General features: G+C 32.1%; 10 protein-coding genes and 1 pseudogene. 1 reads left to right on the top strand and 10 read right to left on the bottom strand.

The window, feature by feature from the left end; genetic code table 11:
• Positions 1 to 218: pseudogene (locus BM384_RS17920) on the top strand (IS110 family transposase); the annotation flags it as partial.
• Positions 219 to 608: 390 nt separating this feature from the next.
• On the opposite strand, the gene BM384_RS07060 reads toward BM384_RS17920, so the two are convergent.
• The 10 genes from BM384_RS07060 to BM384_RS07015 form a co-directional block, all read right to left on the bottom strand.
• Complete coding sequence (locus tag BM384_RS07060) at positions 609 to 749, bottom strand: AgrD family cyclic lactone autoinducer peptide (protein WP_090012430.1); 141 nt, start codon at positions 747 to 749, stop codon at positions 609 to 611.
• A 369-nt stretch (positions 750 to 1,118) separates the two neighbouring features.
• The gene (locus tag BM384_RS07055; RefSeq protein WP_090012428.1) at positions 1,119 to 3,851 is read right to left on the bottom strand and encodes a glycoside hydrolase family 9 protein; all 2,733 of its coding nucleotides are present in this window, start codon (positions 3,849 to 3,851) and stop codon (positions 1,119 to 1,121) included.
• Between the two features lie 44 nt (positions 3,852 to 3,895).
• The gene (locus BM384_RS07050; RefSeq protein WP_090012427.1) at positions 3,896 to 6,139 is read right to left on the bottom strand and encodes a glycoside hydrolase family 48 protein; all 2,244 of its coding nucleotides are present in this window, start codon (positions 6,137 to 6,139) and stop codon (positions 3,896 to 3,898) included.
• Positions 6,140 to 6,252: 113 nt separating this feature from the next.
• Positions 6,253 to 7,863 carry a glycoside hydrolase family 9 protein gene (locus BM384_RS07045; protein ID WP_242945971.1) on the bottom strand — a complete coding sequence of 537 codons (1,611 nt, stop codon included), beginning with the start codon at positions 7,861 to 7,863 and terminating at the stop codon, positions 6,253 to 6,255.
• A gap of 28 nt (positions 7,864 to 7,891) precedes the next feature.
• Positions 7,892 to 10,066, bottom strand: a complete 2,175-nt coding sequence (locus BM384_RS07040) for a glycoside hydrolase family 9 protein (protein ID WP_090012425.1) — start codon at positions 10,064 to 10,066, stop codon at positions 7,892 to 7,894.
• A 67-nt stretch (positions 10,067 to 10,133) separates the two neighbouring features.
• Positions 10,134 to 15,602 carry a cohesin domain-containing protein gene (locus BM384_RS07035; protein WP_090012424.1) on the bottom strand — a complete coding sequence of 1,823 codons (5,469 nt, stop codon included), beginning with the start codon at positions 15,600 to 15,602 and terminating at the stop codon, positions 10,134 to 10,136.
• Positions 15,603 to 15,865: 263 nt separating this feature from the next.
• A complete protein-coding gene (locus BM384_RS07030) occupies positions 15,866 to 18,439 on the bottom strand; it encodes a dockerin type I domain-containing protein (protein WP_090012422.1) in 2,574 nt (857 codons plus the stop codon).
• Positions 18,440 to 18,655: 216 nt separating this feature from the next.
• The gene (aroD, locus tag BM384_RS07025) at positions 18,656 to 19,414 is read right to left on the bottom strand and encodes a type I 3-dehydroquinate dehydratase (RefSeq protein WP_090012420.1); all 759 of its coding nucleotides are present in this window, start codon (positions 19,412 to 19,414) and stop codon (positions 18,656 to 18,658) included.
• Between the two features lie 219 nt (positions 19,415 to 19,633).
• The gene (locus BM384_RS07020) at positions 19,634 to 20,098 is read right to left on the bottom strand and encodes a hypothetical protein (RefSeq protein WP_090012418.1); all 465 of its coding nucleotides are present in this window, start codon (positions 20,096 to 20,098) and stop codon (positions 19,634 to 19,636) included.
• 13 nt (positions 20,099 to 20,111) lie between these two features.
• Positions 20,112 to 21,140: a hypothetical protein gene (locus BM384_RS07015; protein ID WP_090012416.1), complete on the bottom strand. Its 1,029-nt coding sequence runs from the start codon at positions 21,138 to 21,140 to the stop codon at positions 20,112 to 20,114.
• Positions 21,141 to 21,294 lie beyond the last annotated feature (154 nt).

The following is a 21,294-nucleotide window of genomic DNA, read 5'->3' as shown; positions in this document are numbered from 1 at the left end:
AAAGTTTCCGAAATGGAGTTCCGGCTAATCCTGTTTTACTTGAATATTATAAAAAGCTAAGTGAATCTAAACCTAAAAAAGTAGCTATTGGAGCTGTAATGCACAAATTAATTAACCACTTTTTTGCAATACTTAGGGATAAAAAGCCCTTTGAATTACGATTACCTGAAGTGCATAAAAAATTATATTTAAATAGTAATTTACACGAAGTAATATAACATATAATTTAAAACACACTCTTGTCCATTATTCGTAAAATAATAATGGTTTATTAAGTGTACCCTTTTTTAAAAAATTATTTTTTAAAATTTTTTATTTTTTTTTGTATAACTGGTCTAATATTATATTTAATGAGTACTTTTTACATCTTCTTTCGAAGACAAAAGCATTTATTATAAATACCCTACTCCATATTCATATATCCTTTTAATTTTAACTACTTTGTTTTAAAAAACAATATCATTCTCAATATAAATTAATTATACTAAAAAATCGCTGTAGGCTTAATACCTACAACGATTTTTTAATTAAAGAAGTTTTTTTCCTGATTTTATACTTTTCTCAACATCAACGCTATATTATAAATTAATAAAAATATTGTTTAAATTTTATCTTTTATACAAAGATTTAGGCATTGGAACTTCACCCAGCATCCAAAATATACACATATTTGAAGATGTCTTAGCAATAAGCATTGCCACAGTAGAAATAAGTAACGCTAATATTTTTTTTATTTTAAATATTTTCATATCCTACACCCCCCTGTAATTATTTACATTATAACATTTTAACTCATCTTATTACAATATAAGTTAATATATTAATAATATTTTAAACCTCCATAGCTATTTCCCCAAGTTTCTTATAGCATTTATAAATACTAAATTAAATGTAATTTAATTAAATATAAAATGTTATTATATTAACCCCCAATCCACCAATCTTTTTTATCTTAAAATACTATCACTCTAAGCTACAATCTATTCTTCCATTCTATAGATTATAATTTACATACGAATAGTATTTATAAGTAATATTACAAAAGATAAAGAGATGACCTCTGCTTCTCTGCAGAAATCATCTCCTTTTTAATAACCTAAGTTACTATCAGCTTAATACTAGATTAATGCCTTTAATGCAACTAAGTCGAAGAAGTTAATTACTCCATCTTCATTAACATCAGAGTTTACTTCATTAACTTTAATATTACTTTCTCCACCAGCATTTACATATTTTCTTAATAATGTGTAATCTGATAAATCAATAGCTCCATCGCCATTAACATCTCCTAGTGGCACTGCAACATCATTATGATCATCTAAGTAAGAAGCAGCCCATGCAAGTGGTGCATTCCAGTTGATTGTACATTCGTTAGTTGACCATGATTCTATATTATCCATGAAGCATTTTTCTGATGGTTTAGATCCTGCAGCCCATCCAGAACCCTTAACCCATGGATCTTGAAGTCCTGAGTTTGGACCACCTGAAACAACACCAGCTGGAGCATGTGGGAATGAATTATCACATTGATATGCCCACCATCTGTGATGTGGATTTTGTAATGGTTTAGTACCATATCCTGTTACATAACACTTAGTATTTGGGTTATCTCCTAGTAAGTAATCCATAGCTCTATTAGCAGCATTTAAATACTTAGCATTACCACTAACGTCATTAGCATATCCGAAAAGAATCATTGTATTCATTACAAATGAGTTAGATCCCCATGGAAGTCCATGAATAATATTACCTCCAACTTCAATGTCTGATTCAGTTATAGGAGTTCCATAACCTTGGTTTTCTTGATTGCTTATAAATACATCAGCAGCCTTTGTAACATTTTCTTTAGCCTTTTGTAAATCAGCTGCTGGTAAGTTGTTCTTAGATGCTAATAATGTTAATGTACCTAAACCTTCTACATTCCCCCAGTCAAAGCATCCTGAAAGACCATTATCTTCACCACCAGTTAATGCTGTTGGCATTGTTAAATAGTATTCGCTTGATTTAGCATCATTTAAATAAGCACTGTCTCCAGTTGTAGCAAATAATTCACATGCTGCCCAGTAGAATTCATCACTTACTTTAGTATCTCCGTAAGCTCCTCCACCTACACCAGCTGTTATTGGTGCTAAGATGTTAGGGTATTTTTGAGCTGCTGCATAAGCTTTCTTAGCTGCTGCTAAACATTTATTTGAGAATGCTGGATCTAAATCCTTCCATAAACGAGCACTTTGTGCTGCTGCTGCTGCCATATTTAATGTTGCTGCAGTTGAAGGTGGTTGAAGGTGACGTTCTTTTGGATCTTCATCTGGTCTTACAGCTAGTCCAGTCCATGTATCATCATGAGCTTTATGGTGAACCATACCTGCATATTTATAACCATCTGGAACTTGCATCTTTAATAATACTTCCATGTTGTAACGTGCTTCATCTAAGATATCTGGGTTTCCATTTCCGCTTTCAGGAATGTTCATGCTTCCATCAGCATATGGAGCCTTAGTCATATCTTCACCTGCATTTAATGCACGTTCATATTGGTTTTGAACTGTCCATGTAGAAATACCACCATTAACAACGTATTTACCATGGTCACCAGCATCATACCATCCACCTGTTACATCTAATGAATAACTTTCATTGTACCAAGTCTTTCCTATATTGTCTGGACCTAATTTAGTACAAGTTAAAACGTCACTTGTATGTCCTGCTGGTCTTGCTATTTCTGTTTGACCATCAGTATATTTTTCTTCTATAGGAATACCACTTCTGTTATAGTAGAAGTATTTAATTGCATCATGTTTTAATTTTGAATATAAGCTATCACCTATTGTAAATGGTGCACTTTCACTTAATACTTTAATGTCTTCATTAACATCATCATTGTGTTCTGGAATAACATTCTTAGAATCTACAACAATTTTATATCCTTCTCCAGCAACCTTATAGTCTGAGAAATCTATTTTATGAACGTTATCTCCTGATGCTGCATCCTTACCAAATACAGTAGTCATACCAGTCTTAACTGTATCTCCATTTGCATTAACTAAGCTCCAAGCAACTGGCTTAGTATCAGATAATACAGCTGTTGCTTTCTTTTCTCCTCCTGTAAAGTAACCAACTTGGTTTGCCTTTACTGCATAATCAGTATCATCATATTCTACTTCGTATCCTGGGAATTGGCTATCCTTAATACTTACATGAGAGAATGTGAAAGTGTATTTTTCATCTTGTCCAAGACCTTGTGGTGCACAGTCACCAGCTAAATGGAATGCCATTTCAAGCTTGTTTTCTTCTCTGTTAGATGAAGGTGATTTTGATGAATCAGTAAATGTGAAAGTCTTCTTTACAACCTTAGTTTGGTTAGCTTGTAAATCTACTGGTTGCCATCTCATTGCATTATCGCCAGAACCTTCTCCATCACCATTCCAGTATTCATTGTAATCTCCATCTTGTTGTCCTATTTTAGGATAGATCTTACAGTTGTGGTCAGCCTTTACTGTATATTCTACTGTATAAGTATGACCTTTTATAAGTTTTAATCCTCTATGACGGAATTGAACTGCCCATCTTAAGTCTTTATCATATCTTTCCTTATCACAGTCAGAAAGGTCTACAGTGATTTTGTATTCTCCATCTTTAATTTCAAAGCTTGATTTAGCTGGAGCAGTTTCAACTACGTTCCAAGGTAATCCCTTTCCATCTTTGAAATCATTATTTTGTATTAAATCCCCTTTACTAATTACCTTAGTAGCAGCGCTAGCACTTTCAGTATTGAAACCAACTGGTGCAACCATTACGGTTGCAGCAGTGGCAACTGAAAGGGCAATGCATAATATTTTTTTCTTTAACATTGTTTTTCCCCCTCAAAACATATTTTTAATTTAAATTAAATTCATTAGATTTTGTTCTTTAATGCAACTAAGTCAAAGAAGTTAACTACTCCATCTCCATTAACATCTGCATTTGCTACATCAATTTTGATGTTGCTTGATTCTCCACCATTATTTAAGTATTTTCTTAATAATGTGTAGTCTGATAACTCAATAGTTCCATCTCCATTAATATCACCAGTAACATCTGGGAATAAGATTTCATGAGTACCATAAGCTAAAGCTGCATCAACTTGTGCCCAATATCTGTGGTAAGTCATGCTTGCAGTTGTATTAGTGTCATAAGCTGCTTTTACCTTAGCGTAGTCTGGATCATTCTTATATCCTGAACGTATATCTATAAACTTAACTCCTGACTTAATTACATCTCCGTTACCCATCTTTCCAGTGAATGAACTTGGAATATATATTTCACTATCAAAGTAGTTCTTAGGATTTATTTCTTCTGCCTTAGCTATACCATAGTCATCTTTGTAGCTATTCCACATGATATCAAGGATCTTTTCACCAGTTTCCTTAGTTGCTGCTGTAGTATCTGTATCTGCATAGTTATACTTGTTGTTTGCAGCACTGATATAGAATAATGTGTTAGCATATGAACCTGCAACTCCGATATCAGCATCAGTGTAAGCATCAACAGTAACATGTAAGTTGCTATTGTCGCTAGTCTTATTCTTTTCATCCCAAGTACCTGGTTGACCTGACCATCCAAGGTTTGCTGGCATTTGATATGAATCACTTGTGAACTTAGTATTATTCATAGCCCACTTAGCCCACTTATTAAGAACTGATTGAGCTCTAACATCTCCAGTTTCATAATAGTATTCAGCTAGACGTTGTAATGACCATACTTGCATACCAAACCATCTATTACTTGGTGGATCTAAGTATACTGGAGCTTCATCATAAACCATTCCGTAGAATGTTGAGCTTCCTGCTGGATATTTTTGATAGCTTCCATTATCAGTAGTGTAAGAGTTAGTACATCCACCAGCTATAGCACCTTCATCTGATTGTAGCCATTGATATAATTCAACTTGTCTTTCCAAACTTTGAGTCCAGTCTTGTTTACCAGTCTTAGTCTTAGAAGTAAAGTCCTTAGTACCATTATCAGCATTATCATTAGATAATATCCATGCAGCCATTGGGTTTTGGTATCCAAAGTGGTTATGAGAACATCCAATTCTCCAAGCCCATGAACCATTCCATGATTGTTCAAAATCAGTATCAGCTCCCCATGAATAGTACCATCCAAGTAAGTAATGTTTGTTAGTACCTGAAGCATATGCATTATCTTGGCATCCAATTGCTCTGAAGTATTTATCAAACATTGAATATCTTAAATAATCTCCAAGTTTTGTTGCTTTAGCAACATCAGCAGTTACTTGGCTTTGTCCCTCATTATCATCTTTAGACCATTTATCAGCCCAGTAAGTTGCTTGAATAGCTCTTGCATCAGCATCTGAAGCTATTGTATATCTCCATTGGTGAGTATCTGAACCATTGAATAATTTTAAGAATCCAGCTTTATCTCCAGCTCCATAAGTCTTACAATCATCCCATGATGGATGTGTTACAGTCTTAAATGCTGATTCATTAGCTCCTCTTTGATAAGTGTTGATGAATACTGGTTCACCATCTTGAGTGTATCCTGAAGAACCATCTTCTCCATGAGTACCATATCCATACCAGTTATCTGTATCTAGTAACCAGTGCATACCATAAATATTATCAGTCTTATAAGTTGATTTTAATTCTTGGCTTAATGTATCTTTACCAACATGAGTTTGACCATTACATTCTGTTGGATATTTGCTTGTTGATAAAAATTCTTCAGCATAATCAGCTGGATCGTCTGCCTTATATGCATCATTATTTGGTTGATCCTTATCTTGTGGAATTATATAAGTTTCAAGTGATTTCCAAGCATCACTGAATTGAGTCCAGTCACCTGTAAATTTACCATACATAGCTTCTAGCCATACATAGTAACTATAAGTTTCACTTGTAGTTTCATGACCATAGTCAGGACCTTCACAAAGGAAAGTTTCACGGCTGTGATATGGAATCTTTAATCCATTATCCATTTGTCTATAGTATCCATTTGAAGGATCATTAAGATTCTCTCTTAATTCTAAGAATCTGTCCTTGTATTGAGTTGCGCTTGCTGTATCAGTTAATAAAGGTGTAACTAAGAAACCTGCGCTTAAAGCTGCTGCTAACATCAATTTAAATCTTGCTTTAATCATTTTTATTCCCCCTAAATTTTATTTTTATGTGAAATCATGGATGACACATATGAAATAATTTGTTCACTACTATGACATCCAAAATCAACAAACTATTTAATATTTAAAATTATTTATATTAATGCTTTTAATGCTACTAAGTCAAAGAAATTAATATTTCCATCTTCATTAACATCAGCATTTTCTGTATTAATTTTTATATTGCTATTTTCTCCACCATTATTTAAATACTTTCTAAATAATGTGTAGTCTGATAAATCTATTTCTTTATCATCATTTACATCTCCAAATAATTTACCTGTAGGTATATCTATAGGTGGATCTATAGGTATTTCTCCTGAGCAATTAAGTTCTACATAACCAGCTAATGCTCCAACCCATCCTGCATTGTAGTCAAGTGCTACTTCAGTGTAAGTATACTCATCTAATTCATCTTTAAATGTTCCATCACCTTTAGGACCACCTACTAATGCTCCTGTAAGAACATATTTATTTGGAAGAGTTTTGTAATTTGCATCCTTTTCTTTGTCATAACCATTTGCAGCTCTATGATGAGCATGTTGTGGCCACTTGTTTCCAAATCCCACTTGATATGACATTTTATCTGGATTATCACCTAATATATAATTAATTTGTGAACTTGCAAAATTAGTTAATGCGCTACTTGGGTTTATCTTATTGTATACTAATGCAAGCATAGACTCTGCTGCTGTATATCTTAAAGAACCCCAATCATCTCTGATTTTAATACCGCCTTTTACTGGTCTTAAGTCGTTTTCCCAGTAATTTAAATTGTATTCAATGGCTTTTTTATAAGTTGCATCTTTAGTTATCTCATATAACTTTAATACAGTTGGAACTTTCATATCATTCCAGCACATAGTCCAGTTTGATTCAAGCCATGGATTTTCTTTTACTAAGAATTGCTTAGCTTCATTTAAATAACTTTGATCCTTAGTTGCTTCATATAACCATGTAGCTCCCCAGGCCATATCATCACTATAGCTACCAGAAACATAGAAATTATATAAATCATTTCTTCCTGGGTTAGCTTTACCCATTTCATATAATTCTTTTGCTTCTTTTAAACACTTCTCAGCATAAGCTGAATCCTTATCTTTATAATTTAAATACATAAGAGCTAATGCAGCTGTTGATTCACCTAAAACATCTGATGCACTATGAGCTGAATCAGCTATCCTAACACTTTGTCTTAATGTTGGTCCATCTTGTTCATTTTCAGGTGCTCCCCAATAATTATGATCTTGATCTCCATCTCCAACTTGATATACAAACTTACCGTCAGCATAATGACACTTAATAATATAGTCTGTAAAATATTTCAACTGTCCAAGCTGTTTGTTATATGCTCCAGCTTTTTTAAAACCATCTTTAAATTCATATAGAGCCCATCCCATTACTGAAGCTGAGTATGATTGTGGAAGTCCAAACTTAACACAGTCTCCTGCATCATGATATCCACCAGTTAAATCAATCCCCAGGTTTTTTCCATCATTTAAATGACATGGTCCTCTCCAACTAAACACATTATCATTAGCTACTTCCTTGCCACATTTATTAGCGTCATAAAAATTTACAGAATCCTTTAATGCAGTTTTATATTCATCATCTGTGAAAGCATAGGCTTTTGCTCCAGGTACTGCTATCGATAATCCCATAATTACAGAAAGCATATAAGCTAGAGCTTTATTTCTCCTTAACATATCATTCTCCCCACTTTACATCTATTTTTTATATTAAAGATTTTAATGCTACTAAATCAAAGAAGTTTACATTTCCATCTTGATTTATATCTGAGGCTTCTTCATTTATTTTTATTCCTATCATTCCATTATTTAAATACTTTCTAAATAATGTGTAATCACTTAAATCAACTACTTCATCACCATTAATATCCCCATATAATATTTCTTTTTCTTTCTCTGGTTCTATTCCTGAAATCAATACTCCATCATCATATACTGGAATCTTTGATGTTTGTATAGGTGTTTCCCCTGCTGTCATTTGAATTCCTTCAAAAGAGAAATCATTTGAATTATCCCAAACTACCTTTTCAGGTGCAGCTAATCTAAATTGTACTTCTGATCTATGTGCTGATTGTCCTCCTGGATAAATCTTAGTTCCTGTATAATCACCAATTACATAATAAATATGTTTTTCTTCATCCCATGGTAATAATTCTGACATCTTAGCACCTTGATTGTAATTTGTAGTTATTTTTACATCACTTGCTGTATATCCAGCTTCATATAATTCACTTAAATCCACAAAATATTTAAACGATAGCTTATCTCCAACTTTTGCTGGCCATCCTGAATTGTTATATAATACAGCTTTAATTTCCATAAAGTTTTTGTCTTTAGCATTTACTGCTGCAGAAACAAAGTATTCATCGTTGGTCTTTTCCTCAATACTCTTAAAGTCTTTTATTGGATCTCCACCATATTCTTTATACATCTTTGCTAGTGCTCCGACAAATCCTGCATTATAATCACAAGCTGGCTCATTACAATTGAAATCTGAATTAATATCCTCATATGAATCATCATCTAAAGATTTAGGTCCTCCAACAAGTGCACCATAAATAATATGTCTTGAATATCCTGGAACAGTTTTATCATCAAGCCATGATGCTTGCCCATCTCTATGGTGTATATTCTTAGGATAGTTTTCTCCAAATCCTTGAACAAAACTTCTTCCTGTACTTCCAAGTGCATAGTTTACTTGGCTTTCTAAGAAGTCTTTATAATTTTCTGCTTTATCCTTAGGACATCCATCCCATTCAGCATATACTCCAGCTAAAAATGCTGTTGCTTCTGCATATCTAAGTGAACCCCAGCTATTTAAGAAAGCTTCACCTTTCTTTGTATATGTTATACGTTGAATACCATTTCCATCATTGTATCCTGTTGTCCACCAATCTAAATTTCTTTCTGTACTTTCTTTATAAATATCTTTATTTGTTATTTTAGCTAAAAGCACTTGAGTACCATAATGTACATCATCCCAGCATTGACCCCATCTATATCCAATGATATTTGTCTGCTGTTCTGTTGCCCAATTTAAAACATAATCTTCTGCCTTTTCTAAATAAGTATCATCATTAGTTGCTAAATATAGCCAAGTTGCAGCCCATGTAAGTTCATCCCAATAGCCACTACTTACTTTATAGAAGCCATCTGCTGCTTTATATCCAGCATCACTCTTTGTTTCATCTGCAAATTCAAATACCTGCTTAGCATGCTCTAAACATGTATCTGCATAATCTGAATCTGAATCTCTAAATATTATTGAAGCTGATGCAAGAGCTGCTGCTGTTTCACCACATACTGATGATCCTGGATGTTCTTCATCAAGTGTATATGTAGGTCTATTCATTTGCATTACTTCTGCAGGCCCCCACCACTTATGATCATCTTCAGCATTTCCAACTTGATAGTAATAAAGACCTTTCTTTGGGCTACATTTTATTAAGTAATCGTCAGCCCACTTTATTGCATTCATCATATATGTTAATTGCCCGCTTTTTTCATAGGCATCCTTATCTTCGTATACAGACCATGCCAACATTGTTGCACTGTATGACATTGGTAAATTAAACTTCACATGATCTCCGGCATCATACCATCCGCCTGTAAGATCGGTATTTACATCAGCACCATCATTCATTGCTGAATCGTCTCTCCAGTTATCTCTCTTATCTTCTGGTAATTTTCCTGAACGTTGAAATTCATAAAACATTATTGATTTTTGGAGTGCTTCTCCATAATTAAAATTATTTTTGTTATCTACATTATCATTTAATTCTTCTACCGCTTCTTCAGCATTTACAGGTATCTTTGGTAATATAAAGGATGACACTAAAGCTAAAATCATCGCTGTTATTATACTTTTCCTGTATTTCATCTACTTTAACTCCTTTTTATTAACCTGGTTTCTATGAACTCTCATAGAAACCAAGTTTTATATTTAATTATTCAACAATTATTTTTCCTGCTTTATATTCTGCAGCAACTGGTTTAAATGCTGAATCTGAGAATGCAACATCTGTAATAACTACAGGTATTTCAGTTCCACTTGCTAATCCTGCATCTAGATTTATTGTAAGAGTTCCAAATAGTACATCTCCAGTAACTCTAATTCCTGTTGCTTCCTTAGGGAATACTGAATAAGCAAATGCTGTCTTACTCTTCTTATAGTAGTTAAATGCTACATCTGTACCCTTAGGTAAGTTTGCATTCTTAGTGAATTTTGAGTAAGTTGCTCCTTCACTATCTGCATAATTGAATGTTACTCCATATACTGCAGTTGTTTCTGGAATGTGCATATATACAGGAACCTTAACTGTGCTTCCTGCAGCAGCTTTTACTGTATCAGCTGATACTGATAATGAATTTTGTACTGGATCTTCTTCCTTTGCCTTTACAGTAACAGTAACAGTCTTTGAAACCACCTTACCATTCTTTTCAAAATTGAATGTTATTGTCTTAGTTCCTGCTTCTGTAAAGTTAGACTTATCAAGTGTTACTTTACTTCCTGATACTGTATTAACTGAAGCTCCATCAATTCCTTTTAATTTTCCGCCTTTAACATCTATATTTGCTACTACATCTTCTGCACCAGCTTCAACTTCTGAATTTACTAGTGTTACTGTTGGTTCATATGCTTCTAATTCCTTAATAGTTACAGTTTGAGCAACTGATTGAACTTTTCCATTCTTTTCGAATTCAAATGTTACTGTTGCTTTTCCTGTCTTAGCATTGAAATATGATTTATCAATTGTTACAGTGCTTCCATTTTGAGTATATTTAGCACCTTCCTTGATTCCTGTTAATTTTCCGCCATCTGCATTTATTACAGCTGTTATATCAGCTTCATTATTCTTATCAAATTCTGAACTATTTAATTTAGCTGATGGGTTCCATACCTCTTCTTCTTCTTTTTGAATATTAACTGCTCCAGCCTTATATTCTGCAGTAAATTGTCCGCATACACCTTCTTCATCATCAAAGTAATTTAATTTTGAATCTGTGATTTTAACTGTTGCTGTTCCAGTAGCATCATCTTTTGCCTTAAATGTAAGGTTTAATAATACTCCATCAGCAGTTATTGCTTGTTCATCTTCATCACTGATTAAGTATTGTATTCTTACTTTTCCATCTCCAAGATCTTTAACTTCGAATGAATCATCAAAGCCATCTGTTAATCCTGCTCCTAATGGTTCTACAAATTCTAACTTACTTGCATCATATTCTACTGTTATTTCGTTATCTAATAGAGCATAATCAGATTTGAAGTTTGATAATGTAACTGGTACATCTACTTCTTTTCCAGCTTCAACATTAACAGTTCCAACTTCTAATACTAAAGATTCTACTACAGGAGTTTCTTTTTCCTTAATAGTTACTGTCTTAACAACAGTATTTGTTTCTCCATCCTTTTCGAATTCAAAAGTTAAAGTAGCTGTTCCTGTCTTGTCTGCAAAATAAGATTTATCAATTACAACTTTGTTTCCTGATTTAGTAACCTTTGAAGTTTCTTTAACTCCCTTGAATGTTCCATTTGTATTAATTGTAGCTGTTATATCTTCTGGTGCATTCTTATCAAATACTGAGTTATTCAAGTTAACTTCTGATACTAATGGATCTGGTGTTACTTCATCCTTTGAAACCTTAACAGCTCCATTTACATAGTTTGTTTTAAATTGCTTGCATTCTCCAGCTTCATCATCAAAGTAATTTAATTTTGAATCTGTAATCTTAACTACTGCAGTTCCTTCTGCTTTTGCCTTGAATGTAAGGTTTAATAATACTCCATCAGCAGTTATTGCTTGTTCATCTTCATCACTAATTAAGTATTGAACTCTTACTTTTCCATTTCCTAAATCTTTAACTTCGAATGAATCATCAAAGCCTTCAGTTAATCCTGCTCCTACTGGTGCTACAAATTCTACTTTGCTTGCATCATATTCAATAGTTAATTCATTATCTAATAGAGCGTAGTCGCTTCCTAAGTTTGATAATTTAACTGGAACATTAACTTCTTCTGAAACCTTAGCATCAACTGTACCAACTTCTAATTCTACAGGTTCAACGCCTACAATATTAACAGCTCCATTTACATATTTAGCTTTAAATTGCTTGCATTCTCCAGCTGCATCATCGAAGTAGTTTAATTTTGAATCTGCAATCTTAACTTCTGCAGTTCCTTCTGTACTCTTTGCCTTGAATGTAAGATTTAATAATACTCCATCAGCAGTTATTGCTTGTTCATCTTCATCGCTGATTAAATATTGAATTCTTACTTTTCCATTTCCTAAATCTTTAACTTCGAATGAATCATCAAAGCCTTCAGTTAATCCTGCTCCTACTGGTGCTACAAATTCTACTTTGCTTGCATCATATTCAATAGTTAATTCATTATCTAATAGAGCATAATCGCTTCCTAAGTTTGATAATGTAACTGGAACAGTAACTTCTTCTCCAGCCTTAACGCTAGCTGTACCAACTTCTAATGTTAAAGGTTCTATTACATATTCTTTTACAGTAACAGTCTTACTAATAGATTTTGTTTGTCCATCTTTTTCAAAGTTAAATACTACCTTTGTAGTTCCAACCTTTGTGAAGCTAGATTTATCAAGTATTACTTTGTTTCCTTCTACAGTATACTTAGCTCCATCAACGCTTACTAATTTTCCACCTTGAACATCTACATCTGCTACTACATCTTCTTTTCCAGCAAAAACTTCTGATTTTTCTAATTCTACTGATGGCTTATATTCTATTTCTTTAATAGTTACAGTCTTAACTATGCTTACTTCTTTTCCATCTTTTTCGAATACAAATGTTAAATCAGCAGTTCCTTTTTTATTTGAGAAATAAGATTTATCAATTACAATCTTATCTAATGATGTATCAACACCTGAAATTTCCTTGATTCCTTTAAATTCTCCACCATCTGCATTTACTGTAACTGTTATATCTTTTGGATTAGCCTTATCAAATCTATTAGTTGATAGATCTGCTTTTGGAGTCCATAGACCAACATTAACAGCACCATCTGTATATCTAGCTTTGTAGTTTCCTACAACTCCAGCTTCATCATCAAAATTGTTTAATTTTGAATCTACTATTTTAACAGAAGCAACTCCAGATACACCATCTTTTACCTTAAACTTAAGGTTTAATAATATACCATCAGTAGTTATTGCTTGTTCATCTTCATCACTGATTAGGTATTGAACTCTTACCTTTCCATTTCCTGCATCCTTAACTTCGAATGAATCATCAAATCCTTCTGTTAATCCTGCTCCAACAGGTGCTACAAACTCTAATTTGTTTGTATCATATTCAATAGTTAATTCATTATCTAGGATTGCGTTTCTATCTCCAAGTCCTGATAAGCTAACTGGAACTTCTACTTCTGTACCAGCATAAGAACTAACAGTATCTACTTTTAAATCTACTGGTTCTTGTTCTGCTATTAATACTGAACCTCCAACTAAATCTGGGTTAAACTTGCCTACTGTTCCTAATTCATCATTAAATGAATTGAATACTGGATTTGTAAGTGTTATTTCTGAAACTCCATCCTTTGCAGTATCTTTAACTTTAAATCTAAGGTTAAATAATACTCCTTCGCTACTTATATCTTGTTCATCATCATCACTAATTAGATATTGAACTTTTACTTTACCGTTTCCTGCATTCTTAACTTCAAATGAATCATCGAAGCCTTCTGTTAAACCTGCTCCTTCAACTGATTCAAATTCAAGAGCATTTGAATCATAAACTACAGTTACAGCATAATCTAATAGTAAGTCTTCAGTATTACGATCAGTTAATCTAACTGGTACTACTACTTCGTCTCCTACTCTTCCAAATACTTGATCATCCACATCAATTGTAAATGGTCTTATAATCTTAATATCTAAATCTGTTCCTGCTAATTTCTTTTCATAAGAACCAACAACACCATTTACTTCATCAAAGTAATTTAATTTAGATGCTGAATCTTTAAATTCTATTTTGCTTAAACCTTCTGAAGCATCATCTTTAACTTTTAATTTTATTTTGCATAAAGTTCCTGTTGTAGTTATGATTTGTTCTTCATCATCTTGAACTAAATATTGGAAGCTTACATATCCAGCTTTGTTTTCTTTTTCTATAAATGAATCATCAAAGCCTTCTGTTAAGCCTGCTGCTTCAAGACCTACATATTCAAATTTGCTTGCATCATAGTTTATACCAAATTGGAAATCTAGTAATCCAAACTTAGTAACGTTATTTATATTAACTGGTACTTCAATTATTTCACCTGGATGAGCTACATCTACAGATCCTAATGATATATCAGCCATAACATGAATTCCTAAGATTGTTATTTGTACATCTGCTTTTGTTCCATTGCTGAACCAATAAGTTAATGTAATATTTTTATCTTTATTTTCCTTTAGGCTTTCTAAATAATCTTGATCTATAATAACTTTATTTCCATCAACAGTGTATTTTACATTTTGATTTCCATTAGTAACTTTTGTTAATGTTACTTTTGAATTTTTATAATCAACTGTAGTAGTTATATCCTTTGGTACTTCTGGATTATATACCTTATCAGAAATACTTACTGTTGGTTGTACTTTCTTAATTGTAATTGTTTGAGTTTGGCTACTCTTATCATTAAAGTTGTAAGTTAAGGTAGCGCTTGTTCCAGATATTGCATTTAAATAGCTAGCCTTTAATATAACGTTTCCAGAAGCATCAACAGTATAATCTTGACCCTTTTGTAAAGTCTTACTTCCTTCTACTATAGAATTTAAAGCAGCATCTTTAGTTCCTTCATAACTAATTTTTACGTTTGTATCAACTGCCTTTGATTCTTCAAAAGAAATACTTTCTGGATTTATTGTTGGGTTTACTATTCTATCTCCCCATCCAAAATCGTTTGTTGTATCGTAATTTGACCAGTCATTTCTTGCAACTCTATATTGTAATGTAATTACATCACCTGGTTGAAGTTTTCCTGAAGTGAATCCTATTTTTAATACATCACTCTTAGATGCATCACTATCACCAGTCTTTTTAAATTCTCCCTTTACTGAGCATGTAAAGTTTTGATAATTTCCTGAAATAATACCACAATAATCACAGTAGAAATTATTAGCTACATCTGAATCAGATGAGAAGAAATAATTAAGTTTTACTGTAGATAAATCAAGTTCTGCACCTGATGTATTTGTTATTGTTAGTGTACCTCCAAGATTTTGTGACGATGAATTATTATCAGCTTTTTGGAAACTATATGAAAATGGTGCATTATCTACACTAGCTGCTTTTACGCTAGTTTCTTCTTTTGCTTGAGTTTCTGAAGTATTATATGGCGTTACTAAAGTTGTAGCCATTAATGCAACAGTAATCAATGAGCATAACTGTTTTCTTTTCATTTTTTATTCCCTCCTAAATATATATAGAAAAAGTCACCTTTAAGATGACACTTTCTGCCAATCTTTTTTATTAAATCTTTATCACAATATTATTGTCTCATTTTTTATGGTATTTTTCTACTATTTTTCCTGTAATAATACTATTCACTCTTAAAGTGTATTTTTTTCTTTTTTTTACCTTTACGATTACATTTATTGCTTTTAAGTATTTTTTTTAAAATAAAACAACCCGAAAAATCAGGCTGTTTTACTTTAAAATTTATTTATATTAGTGCTTTTAAGGCTACTAAATCGAAGAAATTAATGTTTCCATCTTCGTTAACATCAGAGTTAGCTTCAACAATTTTTATATTGCTTTCTGCTCCAGCTCCACTGTTTACATATTTTCTTAACATTGTGTAATCTGATAAATCTACAGTATTATCTCCATTAACATCTCCTAAAAGATTTTGAGGCTTACTTTCATCTATATCTCCATAAACAACACCTAAACCATTCGTTGCAATATATACTCTTCCGTAGATATTAGGATCTCCTGTTATATCAGCATGAGCAGAACCAAATTGATTTCTATCATCGTTAATTCTTACCCATGATTTACCTGCATCATCTGATCTATAAAATGCATCTAATCCGTTAATCTTAGCATGAGTGTAAATAGCAGCATAGTCACATCCATCTTTAGCTTTACCAAATCCAACAGTTCTACCTGATTCAATAGCATCATTTTTAGTAAATGTTGCAGCAGAATTTTCTGAAACATACATTCCTTCAGCGCCTATGAACCATATATTTCCTTCTTGACCTGGTACTGCTTTAAACTTAGCATCCTTAGTTGGAAGTCCAGTTGCAGCCTTTGTAAAGTTCTTTCCTGCATCTTCACTTACATAGAAATCACCATCAACAAATCCATAGAATTTATTTTCATTTACTCTATCTGATATTACTGTAGCTCCAGCAGGTAATCCTTGACACTTAGTCCATGCCTTACCGTTATTTGTACTATAGTATGCTTCTTTTCCATTAGGTGCCCATACAACAACTTCACTACTTGCACTCATTGCAACTGTTCCACTTGTCATAGTTTTATCACCATTTATATAGTCACCTTCAAACCAGTTGTTACCACCATCATATGAAAATGCTATACTCTTTCCATTTGGATATTTACCTAAATCAGCTTTACCTACTCTTACCATAACGTTATTCTTAGCTTCAGCAAAATCCATTGAATCAGTATTCCATGTTGGAGTATGCATTGCTTTTGGTGTAGCAGTTAAGTCTTTAGTATGAACAAATCCTGCAACATCATTTTCACCACTTACAACACTTGTATCTCCATAACCAGTACTTAATACACAGTTTATAGAAGTTTCTTCAATTCCTTGAGCCATAACTTCTACCTTAACTTTATTATCGCTTCCCCAGTCAGTTAAATTATTTGTTCCATATAATGTAGCACCAGTACCATACATCATTCTATCTGAGTTAAATGGGTCTATAGATACACCTGCAACCATCCATCCTAGCTTAGGATTTGGTTCTGGATAAGTTGTATTACCATCAAATTTTAACCATGGAGCCTTAGATATATCTAATTCATATCTAAGAGTTCTTGTTGGATAACCTTCCCAGTTCCAGATAGGAGTCCAAGTTTCACCACCATCTGTACTTCTCCAGAACTTAGTATCTGGCCACCATGAGTTTAATGCTGAAACAACTAGTGTATTTGGATCTTTACCATCTACAGCAAGTCCACCATATCCTGAATAGTTGTTATCAAAATCACTTGATGGTTCTGGACTTATGTTCTTCCATTCTCCTGTTTTTGTATTATACTTAAATACATCCCCCTTACTTCCATCATAAGGTCCACAGTCATTACTATAAGTAACATATAATTCTCCATTAGAAGCTAAAACTCCATGAACAGGTAAAAAACCATGTGGTTTATATTGATTATTTTCATCTAGTTTTACCCAGCTGTCTTGATTATCTACTGTTGGTTGTCCTTCTACAGGTTCCCATGTTTCACCACCATCATGAGTTACATAAATACTTTCTGTTTCATCTGCAACACCTACATAAATTGTTTGACATGGTTTCTTAGTTCCATCAGGGTTAGTTCCTTCTGGTGCACTTGATTTGTCAAAAGCTTCCCATACAACACCAATTTGATCTCCCATATTAGGATCTATATAGTCTCCTGTAGCTGTAAAGCTATCAACTCTGCTCCAAGTAGAACCATAGTCAGTACTTCTCCATAAACCATTTCCGCTATGAGTACCTAAATAAAGTACATTATTAGCAACTGGGTCAATTACTAAACGTTCTCCCATTGATCTTCCTGGCATGTTACCACCAATTTTAAATGGAAGATCTATTTTTTCCCAAGTATCACCCTTATCAGTTGATCTTAGTATTGAACCATTATCGCTTGTCCAATCATTTGTGTAAGTACCGCAGGCAATATAAACTCTATTTGTTTCAATTGGGTCTGCAGCTAAACTTTCACATCCCAAGTCATTCCATTTATCAGCACTTATCCAGTCTGATAAACCTATCCAGCTATTAGTTTCAGGATCCCATCTATATGCTCCACCCATATCAGTACGAGTATATATCAAATCCTTTTCACCTTCGTTAAATATAATAGCAGGGATATATCCACCGCCTCCTCCAGTATTAGCATGTCCCCATTTGTATGGGCCATTAGTATCTTTAGTTACTCCAACACAAGTACTGTGTCCAGCTTCTCCAGCATAAGCTGCTACTGGTGATAAAGCCATTGTTCCAGCTACCATAGCAAGTAAAATGTTACATAACTTTTTATTCATAATTTTTCCCCCTTTTCTACATCAAACTTATTTTCTCACAATGGCCGACAGTCTTTCCATAAAATTTCATAAAAGGAAGTTTCTGAATCGCAAATAAAAATATAAGTCATTTTATGTATTCACGATTTAATTTCGAATCTTCAAGAAGTCATTTTTAAGAAAAAAAAGCAGTGATACATATAATATTTAAATGTATCACTGCTTCTTAAATTCTAATTATTTATGTATTATGTTTAAAATATTTCTTAGATCCCTATAAAATATTTGTCCTGGTGCAGAAACATTTCCAACACATGCAAAAGTAACTGCTGAGCCAAATACTTCTCCTGAAAGTCTACTAACTACTCCTAAACTTCCCATTGACATAGTTATTATTGGAACATCCTTATATTTTTTATTCATATAATTTGTACAGCTTAAAAGTTTTAAAACATCCTCTTCACTATTGGGCATAACTGCAATCTTAGGAATATCTCCTTTAAGAGAAATCATTTTTTCTATTCTATTTTTAATTTCTTCCTCTTCAGGTGTTTTATAAAAATCATGATTAGAAATAATAACTTTAATATTATTTTCATGAGCAAGTTTCACTAAATCAGAAACCTCTTTTTCTCCAGTAAATAATTCTAAGTCTACTATATCTACTTTTTTACTTTCTATTATCTCTCTACATAAGTTAATATAACTTTCTTTTTCTAAACTATTTTCCCCACCTTCACCTTTTGTTCTAAATGTAAAGATTAAAGGTTTATCTTTTAATGTAAGTTCTAACTTATCTAAAACTTCTTTTACCTTAGATATATCTTGAATATTATTATAATAGTCTGCACGCCATTCTAATATGTCTATATCTAGCCCACTATACTCTTTAGCCTTAGAAAGTATATCTTCACTAGTTTCACCTGTAATGGATACACATATCTTTGGCATTCCCTTTCCTATTTCTAAATTTTTAATTATTATGCTTTTACTCATCTATTTCACCCCCAAAAAAGTACTATATAAAATTAATTATATAGTACTTTCCTACTTTTTTAAATTTTAAAATCTGATGGATCATAAATTTTTGCTTTTGGTTCACCAAAAACTGCCTTAGCACTTTCTGCTCTTGGACTATGTTTCTTCTTATTTTTTGTCTTCATTTTGCTTCCCATAAGATTCACCTCATATTTATGGTGTACACTATTTTATAAATTATTCTCTATCTAAAGATGTAATAACTTCAAATTCTTTTTTCTTAATATTTATTATGGTAGACTTTTGTTTTGCTTTTGTTGCTATCCATTTTAATGCATAAAAATAGTCTTCCTCATCTACTAGCTCTTCTTTAAACATTCCAGTAACAATCTTTGACAGTTCTCTTAATTCATTAGTTTTTACCTTTCCACCATACTCGTCAAGCATTCTTTTAACATCAACTTTTCCGTTATCTTTTAAATACATATTTATATCTTTATCATTACCTATACCTAAAATCTTATTAAAATGTTTAACATTATTCGAAGAATTTATTTTTTTATTTAATATTTCTTCATTCCTTTTCATAGCTTCACTTTTTTCTGAATTAAGTATCTTTGTAAAAGAATTAGATATATTATATTTAACATCTTTTTTAGAGCTAATAAACTTATTATTTATACCCTCACAGTTAATTTTCACCATATAACCTTCTTTATTCTAAATCATTCTTTATTATTTCATTTCCATTTTTACTTATTACACCTTCTGAATATGATCCAATTAAATCTCCTTCATATTTTATTTCTTTACCACTTATAATCTCATTTGCAGTTTTTTTAGAAGGATTATTTATATATATTTTGCCACTATAATCTAAAAATATATTCTTTATATCTTCTTCAGACTTTAACTTAATCTCATTCCATCTATAGCTTTTTTCTGATAAATTAGCATAATATATAGTATCTGTTTTACCATTATTGTCATTATATAAATATACTTTATCATCTTTATCAGCACCTAATATTCTAGGATTATTTTCAGAGGGAATTTCTAAATTATTATTTTTACTTAAATCAAAAATCTTATTTGACTCTTCCATAATTACATTACTGCTTGTAGTAGGAACTGCTATATTACCTATATTTTCATTAGATCTTACCTTTTCAATTTGATTCATTTGATTTGCATAATATAGATTATTCATTCCATCTTCTTCTATATTTATATACAAACTACTGCTCACTGTAGAAAAGGCTACTGAAACTACTTTTGCCCCTAAAGAGCTACTTTTTATTTTAACTTCATTTCTATCAAAATCTGTAAGTTCATTTATTTTATTAGTCTTTGCATCATAGGAAATTGGTACAAAATAAGTATCTCCATTCTCTATCATCTTTTCTATAACTATAATTTTATTACAGTCAGTAAGCCATTTATAATACTCAATTTTACCTGATGCCTCTTTATATTCATTTTTACTTTCATCTTTATAGTTACAAACTATAAGCTTCCCATTATCCATATAAGAAATATATTTACCATCATAAGAAGTTCTTATATCTTCTGCATTTTCACTAATATTAGTTTTTAAACTTTTAGAATTAGCAGTATTATCTACCTTTTGAATATTATAATTACTTTCTCCACCAAGATATATTTTTTCAACATATAAAAAAATTAAATTTTGAAGTAATACTCCTAGTAAAGTGCATATAATTATTTTCTTTGCTGCCTTCATAGTTTAACCGTTGCCAAAACCTTATAAAACTTTATAAAGCTTGTTTAATTCCTTATTCAACCTGTCTGATTTTGTAATGAATAAATTCATATACTACTCTCATTTGATATAACAGTCCAAAGGCGTAAATTCGGGTACAACGCACCCTACATAT

It is taken from the genome of Clostridium sp. DSM 8431, assembly GCF_900116755.1.
Taxonomy (GTDB): Bacteria; Bacillota; Clostridia; order Clostridiales; family Clostridiaceae; genus Clostridium.
The sequence above is the reverse complement of the archived record's forward strand: the minus strand, read 5'-3'. Positions and strand labels throughout refer to the sequence as shown.